Here is an 11,285-nt window from a genome sequence, read left to right as displayed (position 1 = left end):
GAACAAACGCAGCCAACACCCATGCAGCTTGAAGTATGACGGGGTAAGCCTTAAGCACTGCGGTGAAGCAACATAGACTTAATATGACCAATTGCACGGGTCGGGTTCAAGCCTTTTGGACACACATTGACGCAGTTCATAATGCTGTGGCAGCGGAATACGCTGAAAGCGTCGTCTAAATCGTCTAAACGGCTATCGGTTTCGGTGTCACGGCTGTCGATTAAGAAACGATACGATGCCAGTAGCCCCGCTGGGCCGATAAACTTATCCGGGTTCCACCAGAACGATGGGCATGAGGTTGAACAGCATGCACAAAGAATACATTCGTACAAACCATCTAACTTCTCACGCTGTTCCGGCATCTGCAAATGCTCACGTGCCGGAGGATTTTTACCGTCGTTAAGCAGATAAGGCTTAATTTTTTCGTATTGAGTGTAAAACTGCCCCATATCGACCACCAGATCGCGCACGACGGGCAAACCTGGTAGCGGACGGATCACAATTTTTTTGCCTGAACGCTGTAGGGTTGAAACCGGCGTGATACAGGCCAGTCCGTTCTTACCGTTCATGTTTACACCGTCAGAACCGCAAACCCCTTCACGGCAAGAGCGGCGGAAGGCCAGCGTTGGATCTTGCTCTTTAAGCAAAATCAGCGCATCGAGCAGCATCATGTCGCGGCCTTCTTCGGCCTCTAGGGTATAATCTTGCATCCGTGGCGCGTTATCGACGTCCGGGTTATAGCGATATACAGAAAACTCTACTTTCATGACCGTTTCTCCGCAAAAAATGGGTAACTAACCGAGTGATTGATGGAACAATCAGTAAGTACGGATCTTCGGCGGGAACGCCGGACGTAACTTAGGTTCCATGTTCACGCTGCGGCGTGTCATGCTCTCGGTTTGCGGCAGATACAGGCTATGGCACAGCCAGTTAGCGTCATCACGATCTGGGAAGTCGAAGCGGCTATGTGCGCCACGGCTTTCGGTACGGAAGTTCGCTGAAACTGCGGTCGCAAAAGCAGTTTCCATCAGGTTATCCAATTCCAAGCACTCAACGCGTTGGGTGTTGAAATCGCTAGAAGTATCGTCCAGACGCGCATTTTTCAGACGCTCACGGATCACTTTCAGCTCTTCTAAGCCTTTCGCCATCGCATCACCTTCGCGGAATACCGAGAAGTTGTGCTGCATGCAAGACTGGAGATCTTTACGGATTTGAACCGGATCTTCACCGCTGCGGGTGTTGTTCCAACGATTCATACGATCCAGTGAAGCTTCGATATCAGATTCGCTCGCATCGCGGCTTGGACCCTGCTCGGTCAGGCACTCTTGCAAATGCAGGCCAGCAGAACGGCCAAATACCACGAGGTCGAGCAGTGAGTTACCGCCTAGACGGTTAGCCCCATGGACCGATACGCAGGCAATTTCGCCAACCGCAAACAACCCAGGGATCACGACGTCTTCACCCTTCTCATTCACGGTTAATGCTTGACCGGTGACTTTGGTTGGGATCCCACCCATCATATAGTGGCAGGTTGGGATAACTGGGATCGGCTCTTTCACCGGATCCACGTGCGCAAAGGTACGCGACAGTTCCAAGATCCCCGGCAAGCGCGCTTCAAGCACATCTTTGCCCAGATGATCCAGTTTCAGTTTGGCATGCGGGCCCCAAGGACCATCGCAGCCACGGCCTTCACGAATTTCAATCATGATGGAGCGTGCAACCACGTCACGACCTGCAAGGTCTTTCGCGTTTGGCGCATAGCGCTCCATGAAACGCTCGCCGTGTTTATTCAGCAAATAACCGCCTTCACCACGGCAACCTTCTGTAACCAGAACCCCCGCACCGGCGATACCAGTTGGGTGGAACTGCCACATTTCCATATCCTGCACCGGAACCCCAGCACGCAGCGCCATGCCCACGCCGTCACCGGTGTTGATATGCGCGTTAGTGGTTGACTGGTAAATACGCCCCGCACCGCCGGTCGCCAAAATAGTGGCTTTTGCTTTGAAGTAAACGACTTCACCGGTTTCGATACAGATAGCCGTTGTCCCAACCACGGCACCGTCTTGGTTTTTCACCAGATCCAGCGCGTACCACTCGGAGAAAATCGTGGTGTGGTTTTTCAGGTTTTGCTGATAAAGCGTATGCAATAGCGCATGGCCGGTACGGTCAGCCGCCGCTGCGGTACGTGCCGCTTGCTCGCCACCAAAGTTTTTAGACTGGCCACCAAACGGGCGCTGATAAATTTTGCCATCGTCCAAACGCGAGAATGGCAGTCCCATGTGTTCTAATTCTAGAATCGCCTCTGGGCCGGTTTTACACATATATTCAATGGCGTCTTGGTCACCGATATAGTCGGAGCCTTTCACCGTGTCATACATATGCCATTCCCAGTTATCTTCATGGGTGTTACCCAGTGCAACCGTAATGCCGCCCTGAGCGGATACGGTATGAGAACGCGTTGGGAATACTTTAGATAACAGGGCGCAAGACAGTCCCATCTGGGAAATTTGCAGCGCGGCACGCATACCTGCGCCACCCGCACCGATAACAACAGCATCAAATTCTCTTACTTCAAGACCACTAACTGACTGACTCATGTTAGGCACCCCACACAACTAATGTTCCGTAAACCAAGTAAACCACCAGCGCGACAACGATAACGAGCTGAAGGATCAGCCGTAATGCCAGCGGTTTAATGTAATCCGTTAACACTTGCCACATACCAATCCAGGCGTGAGCCAAAATGGATACCAACGTGAGCACGGTAAAGACTTTAGTGATGTTAGAGGCGAAGAATCCGCGCCAGATTTCATAGGTCAGGGAATCTGCGGTGAAGATAAAACCGAGAATGTAGAGGACATATAAGGTAATAACGATGGCCGCCGCACGCAGCAGTAACCAATCATGAATACCATTACGGCCTAAGGCTGATGCACTGGTTTTTGAGTTTGGGGTTACCATACGAGGACTCCAGCTAAAATAGAAAGTACGACGGTGATCGCAAATGAAACATAAGCTGTGCGACTACCTGCGGCGAAACTCTCTTCGATGTAGCCAAAATCCATCAGCATGTGACGAATACCACCACAAATGTGGTACGCCAATGCGGTGAGGATCCCCCACACGATGAATTTAACGATAAAGCTATCCATAACCGCTGCGGCCTGAACAAACCCTTCTGGAGAAGAGAGGGAAAGTCCCAGTAACCAAAGCAGAATACCGAGTGATACAAAGGTAATCACACCTGAAGCGCGGTGTAATATGGAGGCTATCGCAGTGACGGGAAATCGGATCGTTTGCAGATCCAGATTGACGGGTCTTTGTTTTTTTGAAAGCTTTTTGACATTTTTTATCATAGCGCCCACACAGCTCTTTTATTATTTTTCCTTCCTCCGGGCCTGGGCGGGGTCAAGCAGCGCTTTACCTGTCTGATTAAAGTTGCTTCGGCGTTCACCTATCGCAACCCAATAAGTTGGGTAATCCTTCACGTCACACGCCTACAGCTTCCACTGTGCTAAAACGGCGCGCTTCATATTCACGCTGGGTGCTCCTACTTCAGGGCAGTTTCTTAGAGGGTACAACCCTAAAAAACAATAAGTCCCGGAGACCTGGCGGCAGTATAGAAGTATCACAATTTGATTACAATTCGAATACAACCTGATTAAAGACATTTGACCGGAACAGTGACATGAGTCACGAAAGTAACAAATACGTCAAAATTAATTACATGATTTGACAAGGAATCAACATTTCCGTTACAACAGGGTGGCGAATAGACCTACGTTGTACTATTGATGAGCAAACTCTTTCCCCCAATGCAAAGTTATGCAACAGTGGGATATGTGAATACCCATAGGTTTAGCGTAGGCAATAATTAATTATGTTATAAAGAATACCAACGAATCATTAACATTCTAAACATCGACGAGCGAGTAGTCGTCGAACGACAAACTGGCCGTTAGCAGGATAAATTGCACTCTGTACCCTATAATTTAAGACCCCCACGACATTCGACGGTGGTCAACAGAGCGCGAAGAACCGCTAACAGGGAGGCTGGTACACACTAACGGTGTCGGTCGTTAATGGTTCTTAAATCTAGAGGCGCTAAGGAGACTGTAATGGCTAACAAGAAAGCGACGCTGACGCTCGATTCCGAAACAATTGAACTTGATGTACTTTCGGGCACGTTGGGCGCGGATGAGATTGATATTCGTAGCCTCGGTTCAAAAGGCTACTTCACGTTTGACCCAGGATTTACCTCCACGGCCTCTTGCGAATCTAAAATCACCTATATCGACGGTGACGAAGGCATCCTGCTACACCGCGGTTTCCCTATCGATGAGCTGGCAAAAAACTCCAACTATTTGGAAGTTTGCTACATCCTGCTTTACGGCGAAGCACCAACGCCAAAAGAGTACGAAACCTTTAAAACCACGGTCACGCGCCACACCATGATCCACGAACAGATTACTCGCCTGTTCCACGGTTTCCGTCGCGACTCTCACCCTATGGCGGTGATGTGCGGTGTAACCGCCTCTCTGGCGGCATTCTACCATGACTCCTTAGACGTTAATAACGAGCGCCATCGTGAGATTGCGGCTTATCGTCTGTTGTCTAAAATGCCAACGCTGGCGGCGATGTGCTACAAGTATTCACTCGGCCAACCGTTTGTTTATCCGAGGAATGACCTGTCTTACTCCGGCAACTTCTTGAACATGATGTTCTCAACGCCATGTGAAGAATATGTGGTCAACCCAATTCTTGAGCGCGCGATGGATCGTATTTTGATCCTGCACGCTGACCACGAACAAAACGCTTCAACCTCAACCGTTCGTACCGCGGGCTCTTCCGGCGCTAATCCGTTTGCCTGTATCGCTGCGGGTATTGCCTCGCTGTGGGGACCTGCGCACGGCGGCGCAAACGAAGCGGCACTGAAAATGCTGGAAGAAATCAGCTCAGTTGATCACATCCCAGAGTTTGTTCGTCGTGCCAAAGACAAAAACGACTCGTTCCGCCTGATGGGCTTCGGTCACCGTGTTTATAAAAACTATGACCCACGCGCTACCGTGATGCGTGAAACCTGTCACGAAGTGCTGAAAGAATTGAACCTGCAAGATGACCTGCTGGAAGTGGCGATGGAGCTGGAACACATCGCGCTGAACGACCCGTACTTCATCGAGAAAAAACTGTATCCAAACGTCGACTTCTACTCAGGCATCATTTTGAAAGCCATGGGTATTCCGTCTTCCATGTTTACCGTTATCTTCGCTATGGCACGTACCGTGGGCTGGATTGCCCACTGGAACGAAATGCACGACGACGGCATTAAAATTGCGCGTCCTCGTCAGCTGTACACCGGTTACGACAAACGTCCGTTTGAGTCTCAGTTGAAAAAATAATTTCGCTAAAACGCCCTCCCAGTCTCCCCCTTTTCAGGGGGATAAGCATACCGAGAATATGTTCCGATCTGCTCCCTCCCCTACCAAGGGGAGGGCTGGGACGGCGTATTATTCCCAACCATCACCGCTGGCAATTCGGGCACCAATAAAACGGTCTAGACGAAATCATCGTTTTCTCAATCATCTCGCCGCAGCGCAGGCAAGGTTCACCGGCGCGGTGAAAGACTTTGAATTGAAACAGTGCGCCATGATGCACATCGTCATCCATCGTTCCACGGGTGTTATACGAAAGGCGAGGAATATCCAACAGCGCATGAGATAAGTGCTCAAGCTGATCTTCACGCAGCGACTGAGCGTTGTGCGTTGGAGCCAGCTCGGCATCCCACAAAATCTCAACCCGCAGATAGTTACCTAAGCCCGCTAAAAAGCGCTGATCCAGCAATAACCCGCCAAACTGACGGCGGCGAAACGCTGGCTGCATCAAACGCTCTTTGACCTGCGCCGCATTCAGTCGCAAATCTAAAACATCCGGTCCAACGCGCTGTAAAAAGGGATGCTGCGCAATTTCTTCACGCGGTGCAATGGTGATATCTGACGCGCTATACAACAAAATGGCTTTATCTTCAGTCTCAAGACGCACACGCAGATCGCGCTTAGTATCCGGCGTTTCGCCCGCATCAACGATTTTCCACACCCCATAAAGCTGGTTATGGCTATACATGGTTAAACCATTGGAAAAGTGTGTCAGCAGCGCTTTACCACGCGTTTCAATATCTTCTATTTTTTCGCCAACCAACTGTGATTGATAATGCTTTAACTGCGGAAACGCAAACCACACCTCGGTCAGCGTTTTGCCCACTACGGCATCGGTGAGCTTATCCGCAGCGCGACGAATCTCTGGGCCTTCTGGCATCTGAACTCTCTTTATCTGGCTAGAACCTAGGGCCAGAATAGCGCGTTCGGCATAGCGTGCCAAACGTCACTCGGCGCTGACCTTGATCCCTTGCTGTGAAAAATGGGTGCGTAATAAACGTGCGAAATCCAACGCATGCGCATTGTCGCCGTGCAAACACACGGTGTCAGCCTGAACAGGCACGATATCCCCCTGAGGGGTAACTACCTGATGATGCTGCACCATCATCAGGGTGTGCCGCAGTGCCTGTTGGTCGTCGATGATTAACGCATCGGGTTCACTGCGCGGAACTAAAGATCCATCAGCCTGATAGTTGCGATCGGCAAAAACTTCCTGCCATGTGGTTAAGCCTAAGGCTTGCCCCTCACTTATCAGCGCGCTTCCCGCCAGACCAACCAAACGCAGTGCGGGGTTGAAATCCAGCACGGCACGCGCAATGGCATGCGCCAGCGCAGGTTCAACCGCCGCTTGGTTGTAGAGCATGCCATGGGGTTTAACGTGCCGCAGGGTGGCACCCAGTGCCAGACAATGCCGATTAAGCGCATGAAGCTGTTCAGTGACCAACTGATAAACCTCATCAGGAGACAGATTTTGACGTCCGCGGCCAAAGTTTTCTCGGTCAGCAAAACTCGGATGCGCGCCGATAGCGACGCCCAATTCCTTGGCCCAAATCACCGACTGTCGCATGGTCGCATCATCACCGGCGTGGTATCCACAGGCGATATTGGCTGAGCTAACCAGCTTTAACAGCGCATAGTCATTCGCCCCGCCTTCGCCTAAATCCGCATTGAGATCAATCACCCTGAATCCCTCGCTCAAGCTGGCGCAGATAAATTTTCTGCTCTTTATAAGCCTGCTGGGCCTGTGCCAACGTGCAGCGGATAAAGTGAATCGGCTCACCTAGGCGGATCTGTGCCAAATGATAGAGATCGGCTTCGATCACACAGGCAATACGCGGATATCCGCCGGTGGTTTGCGCATCAGCCATCAACACAATCGGCTGGCCGCCGTGAGGCACCTGAATAACGCCGGGTAATAAACCATGCGCAAACATCTCGCGTGAACTCTCACGCTTCAACGAATGTCCAGTTAAGCGATAGCCCATACGATTACTTTGCGGACTCAGATGCCACGGTGTACGCCAGAAAAAATCCTGTTCCTGCGGGCTAAATTCCTGAAACTCTGGCCCCGGTAATACGCGAATATAGTTGCTGAAAAGCAGTTGCTTGATACCCTGCGATTTTTTCGGCACAAAGCGAATATCGCCTAAAGGCAAGCTATCGCCATCCTTTAATTTCCGCCCTTCCAATCCGCCAAAACCACCGGTGAGATCGGTGCTTCGCGATCCCAACACTTCGGGCACATCAATCCCTCCGCTAACGGCAAGATAGCTGCGCATGCCGCGCTTAGGGCGGTGTAACACCAAACGCTGTCCTGCCCGAACCGGATAATTCCAGCCGGTCCAAACACGCTGCTGGTCCAGATAGGCATCGCACCCCGCGCCGGTTAATGCCATCCAGCCATCACGGGCAAACTCCACCGTACATTCACCTAGGGTGATCTCAAGCCCTGCGTCAGTGCCTTTGTTTCCCACCAAGATATTCGCTGCATACAGCGCCGGTGCATCCAAGGCACCACCTAGACTCACGCCTTGGCCACGAAAACCATGACGCCCTTGATCCTGAACCGTCGTTTGTAGACCCGCACGAATAATTTTCAACATACACCCTCCTTCAGCGGTACAAAGCGCACGCTATCACCGGGACGTAGCAAGGTTGATGACGAAGCCTGAGGATCAAATAACGCCAGCGGCGTATTGCCAATAATCTGCCAACCACCGGGAGACGCTAACGGATAAACGCCGGTATGGCTGCCGCCGATACCCACCGAGCCCTGCGGTACTTTAACTCTGGGAACGGCGCGCCGTGGCGTATGCAACGCCTCAGGCAAACCGCCCAAATAGCCAAATCCCGGCTGAAAACCGAGGAAATAGACCACATATTCGGCGCTGCTGTGCATCTCTACCGCCTGACGCGCGGTCAGATTATGTAATCGAGCCACGTCTTCTAAATCAGGCCCCTCTGCTCCACCATAGATCACAGGAATATCAATGTGGCGCACCTCGGGTTGGGCAGACTCGCTCTCTTCCCACCATTGCTGTAGTTTTTCTAGCGCTTCAACCGGATCGGCCTGCGGTACCGATAGCAACAACGTAATGTTGTTCATGCCGGGAATGACTTCCGCTACGTTCGGATACTCGCGCAGGCGCGTGGTTAACGACCAAATACGCTTTTGACTCTCTAAAGACAAAGGGGGCTCAAGTTCTAACACCGCCGCGCGTTCACCTAACAGATAACATCGTGCTTTTTGCAAGACCGCCTCCCAATGGATTTCACCCACAAATAATCAATCACTACGTTAACTTATGCGCAAAGACAACACTGCCGTCAATGAATCCCCCGATGAGATTCCGATCACAGAATGGCAATTTGAGTTGGCACCCGTCTGCAAGCACCTCTTCCTCGCTACTTTCACAATCCGCTGAATCTGAAATATAAAATGCCTAAACGCGCTATCGATTCGATTTTCGTATCAATCAAAGCATTTTTAATATTGGATTGCCAATCGAAGCCATACACACAATGCGGGCATACCTTTCCTGTTCTGGAGTCGACTATGTCTTTCTCACATTGTGATAACTTTCCTTTTCATGCCGCAGAGATCATTCGCGCGGCTAAGCCCGGATTCAAACCCCGCATCGCGCTCATTCTCGGCTCTGGTTTAGGCGTATTTGCCGACCAGCTTGATAACAAAGTCGCTATTTCCTATCAGGATCTGCCTGGTTTTCCCGTGAGCACCGTCGTCGGCCATGCAGGAGAGTTAGTGTTGGGCTCCATCAACGGCGTAGACGTTGTCTGTATGAAAGGCCGCGGCCATTTCTATGAAGGCAAAGGTATGGGGATCATGACGCCAGCGGTACGCACCTTCAAACTGCTGGGCTGCGAATTCCTGTTTTGCACCAACGCGGCCGGTTCTCTGAATACGGGTATTCCCGCAGGGAGTCTGGTGGCACTCAACGATCACATTAACACCATGCCTTCTACGCCGCTGGTTGGCCCCAATGATGAACGCTTTGGCCCACGTTTCTTCAGCCTCGCCAACGCCTATGACGCAGACCTGCGTAGCCGCTTACATCAAACCGCCGAGTCTTTATCACTAAAACTGCACGAAGGGGTATTCGTTTCCTATCCGGGGCCTAACTTCGAAACCGCTGCAGAAATTCGCATGATGCAAATGATCGGCGGCGACGTGGTAGGCATGTCGGTGGTGCCTGAAGTGATTGCAGCTCGCCACTGCGGCCTGAAAGTGTTGGCGGTTTCCGCCATCACCAACATGGCTGAAGGCCTGAGCGACGTTGAGCTTTCGCACGAACAAACGCTGAAATGCGCCGCCATGGTGACCGACGATTTTGTCCGCCTGATCGGTACATTTGTTGCGGGCTATGCGCAGTAATTTAGGCCAATAGCGGGCAGCATAAACGTAATGCGAACGTTTAATTGATCGAGATACACGGGGGCTACCGCAGGGTGGGGCGCTCCGGCAGCTAAAGCTGCTACGACCCCATCCCTACGATTCCCCCTAAAATCGAACTTCAGCGGAAGTATTACAGCATAAGCCCGCCTTATTCATTCTCCGGCTTGGAGTTTCGCTATGACAGAGTCATCTTTCTCTCGCGTGAATATGAACGCGATTTCCTACCTCAGCTACTACTTTGTGGGCGCACTGGTTTCTACCTTAGGTATCGTACTTGGCCCGCTGTGCGATGCATTTCATAAAGACTATAGCTTCATCGGTCAGGTATTTACGCTGATGAATCTGGGGATGTTCCTACCGATCATGCTCGGCGGTATCCTAATGAAAAAATGGGGTCTGCAAAAGCCATTGGTGATCGCCTCTGCCATCACCATGATCGTCAGTATCCTGCTATTTGTTAGCCCAACGCTTACCGTATTTAGCCTTGCCGTCACCTTGATTGGTGCCTGTGGTGGCGTATTTATGACTATCGGTAGTTATTTGGTGGTTCGTATCAATCCTGAAGAGAAAAAACGCTCTTCCAGCCTGATTTTTACCGACTTTTTCTTCAGCTTAGCGGGAGCAACGCTCTCGGTCGTGCTCGCCTGGATGTTTAAACTCGGTGCTAACTGGTTAGCCATGTATGCGATTATGGGCGCAATCGGTGCCCTAATGTTGTCCATCACCTTGCGCAGCCGCTTCCCGACCACCGAAGCACCGGCTGAAACCTCAACGCACGCCGTCCAAACCACGGCAGAACCTTGGGGAGCCGCTATTTATCTGCTCTGCTTTGCGCTGTTCGCTTTCTTATTGGCTGAACCTATTTTCACGCTATGGACACCAACCTATCTGCAAGATCGCTTCCACATCACGCCGGAAAACGCTGCGCTGTTCACGGCCTGCTACTGGTGGGCGAAAGCCACGGGGCTGTTCGTTAACCAGTTCACCGTGAAGTTAATGAAGCTACGCACCTTCCTGCTGGTTTGCGCGCTGATCGGAATGGCCTCCATTTTAGTGATTACCACCAGCACACATACCCAGCTCATCATGGTCGCCTGCGGTGTATTTGGCTTCTTTAACTCCGGATTATTCTCTGGATTGATGAGCTATGGTTCGCTTCAGGTACGCAACAGCCCGCCAACCCTTATCTCTGCCTTGCTCACCTGTGGCACCGTGGGCACATTGATGTTTGCAACCGTGTCATCGCTGATGAATTCCTACTTCGGGCTGCATTGGGCATTAGGCACCGCGGCAATTTCGTATGGTTTGTTGCTGATTGCGTTATTGGCCGCCATCGCACTCAGCCGTGCTGAAAAAATCTCTCATGCCAAAGCAACCCAAGCCTCGGCCTAACGATATTTTTCTGATGATTTGACTCCCTCCAAGGCGGTCTGCAT

General features: G+C 51.3%; 11 protein-coding genes. 3 read left to right on the top strand and 8 right to left on the bottom strand.

Features of this window, described 5'->3' with window-relative positions:
* Window positions 1-50: 50 nt before the first annotated feature.
* The 4 genes from U0008_RS06335 to sdhC are packed head-to-tail and all read right to left on the bottom strand — an operon-like array spanning window position 51 to window position 3,359.
* On the bottom strand, window positions 51-767 hold the full coding sequence (locus tag U0008_RS06335; RefSeq protein ID WP_025800708.1) for a succinate dehydrogenase iron-sulfur subunit: 717 nt from the start codon (window positions 765-767) through the stop codon (window positions 51-53).
* Window positions 768-818: 51 nt separating this feature from the next.
* Entirely contained in the window at window positions 819-2,600 is a 1,782-nt protein-coding gene (gene sdhA, locus U0008_RS06330) for a succinate dehydrogenase flavoprotein subunit (RefSeq protein WP_043491886.1), read from the bottom strand.
* A gap of 1 nt (window position 2,601) precedes the next feature.
* Entirely contained in the window at window positions 2,602-2,964 is a 363-nt protein-coding gene (gene sdhD / locus U0008_RS06325; protein ID WP_025800706.1) for a succinate dehydrogenase membrane anchor subunit, read from the bottom strand.
* On the bottom strand, window positions 2,958-3,359 hold the full coding sequence (sdhC, locus tag U0008_RS06320; protein ID WP_025800705.1) for a succinate dehydrogenase cytochrome b556 subunit: 402 nt from the start codon (window positions 3,357-3,359) through the stop codon (window positions 2,958-2,960). Before sdhC ends, sdhD begins: the two co-directional genes overlap by 7 nt.
* Window positions 3,360-4,121: 762 nt before the next feature.
* Between sdhC and U0008_RS06315 the strand changes: the two genes are divergently transcribed.
* Window positions 4,122-5,402 carry a citrate synthase gene (locus U0008_RS06315; RefSeq protein WP_025800704.1) on the top strand — a complete coding sequence of 427 codons (1,281 nt, stop codon included), beginning with the start codon at window positions 4,122-4,124 and terminating at the stop codon, window positions 5,400-5,402.
* A gap of 121 nt (window positions 5,403-5,523) precedes the next feature.
* Here U0008_RS06315 and nei read toward each other — a convergent pair whose 3' ends face one another.
* From nei to pxpB, 4 genes are all read right to left on the bottom strand, one after another.
* On the bottom strand, window positions 5,524-6,315 hold the full coding sequence (nei, locus tag U0008_RS06310; protein WP_025800703.1) for an endonuclease VIII: 792 nt from the start codon (window positions 6,313-6,315) through the stop codon (window positions 5,524-5,526).
* A gap of 66 nt (window positions 6,316-6,381) precedes the next feature.
* Window positions 6,382-7,116 carry a 5-oxoprolinase subunit PxpA gene (gene pxpA, locus U0008_RS06305; RefSeq protein ID WP_043491884.1) on the bottom strand — a complete coding sequence of 245 codons (735 nt, stop codon included), beginning with the start codon at window positions 7,114-7,116 and terminating at the stop codon, window positions 6,382-6,384.
* Window positions 7,109-8,038, bottom strand: a complete 930-nt coding sequence (gene pxpC / locus U0008_RS06300; RefSeq protein ID WP_043491881.1) for a 5-oxoprolinase subunit PxpC — start codon at window positions 8,036-8,038, stop codon at window positions 7,109-7,111. The genes pxpA and pxpC overlap by 8 nt, the downstream gene beginning before the upstream one ends.
* Window positions 8,032-8,688 carry a 5-oxoprolinase subunit PxpB gene (gene pxpB, locus U0008_RS06295; RefSeq protein ID WP_043491895.1) on the bottom strand — a complete coding sequence of 219 codons (657 nt, stop codon included), beginning with the start codon at window positions 8,686-8,688 and terminating at the stop codon, window positions 8,032-8,034. The genes pxpC and pxpB overlap by 7 nt, the downstream gene beginning before the upstream one ends.
* A gap of 303 nt (window positions 8,689-8,991) precedes the next feature.
* Here pxpB and xapA point away from each other — a divergent pair, with 303 nt between their 5' ends.
* Window positions 8,992-9,828: a xanthosine phosphorylase gene (gene xapA, locus U0008_RS06290; protein ID WP_043491878.1), complete on the top strand. Its 837-nt coding sequence runs from the start codon at window positions 8,992-8,994 to the stop codon at window positions 9,826-9,828.
* A gap of 198 nt (window positions 9,829-10,026) precedes the next feature.
* Entirely contained in the window at window positions 10,027-11,241 is a 1,215-nt protein-coding gene (gene tsgA / locus U0008_RS06285) for an MFS transporter TsgA (RefSeq protein WP_043491876.1), read from the top strand.
* Window positions 11,242-11,285 lie beyond the last annotated feature (44 nt).

Origin of the sequence: Hafnia alvei (genome assembly GCF_034424155.1) — a bacterium.
GTDB classification, from domain to species: Bacteria; Pseudomonadota; Gammaproteobacteria; order Enterobacterales; family Enterobacteriaceae; genus Hafnia; species Hafnia alvei.
The sequence above is the reverse complement of the archived record's forward strand: the minus strand, read 5'-3'. Positions and strand labels throughout refer to the sequence as shown.

What these genes read in the sequence shown, in the direction of transcription:
- U0008_RS06335 (WP_025800708.1), bottom strand. Translation starts at nt 767, where the DNA reads ATGAAAGTAGAGTTTTCTGTATATCGCTATAACCCGGACGTCGATAAC.
- sdhA (WP_043491886.1), bottom strand. Translation starts at nt 2,600, where the DNA reads ATGAGTCAGTCAGTTAGTGGTCTTGAAGTAAGAGAATTTGATGCTGTT.
- sdhD (WP_025800706.1), bottom strand. Translation starts at nt 2,964, where the DNA reads ATGGTAACCCCAAACTCAAAAACCAGTGCATCAGCCTTAGGCCGTAAT.
- sdhC (WP_025800705.1), bottom strand. Translation starts at nt 3,359, where the DNA reads ATGATAAAAAATGTCAAAAAGCTTTCAAAAAAACAAAGACCCGTCAAT.
- U0008_RS06315 (WP_025800704.1), top strand. Translation starts at nt 4,122, where the DNA reads ATGGCTAACAAGAAAGCGACGCTGACGCTCGATTCCGAAACAATTGAA.
- nei (WP_025800703.1), bottom strand. Translation starts at nt 6,315, where the DNA reads ATGCCAGAAGGCCCAGAGATTCGTCGCGCTGCGGATAAGCTCACCGAT.
- pxpC (WP_043491881.1), bottom strand. Translation starts at nt 8,038, where the DNA reads ATGTTGAAAATTATTCGTGCGGGTCTACAAACGACGGTTCAGGATCAA.
- xapA (WP_043491878.1), top strand. Translation starts at nt 8,992, where the DNA reads ATGTCTTTCTCACATTGTGATAACTTTCCTTTTCATGCCGCAGAGATC.
- tsgA (WP_043491876.1), top strand. Translation starts at nt 10,027, where the DNA reads ATGACAGAGTCATCTTTCTCTCGCGTGAATATGAACGCGATTTCCTAC.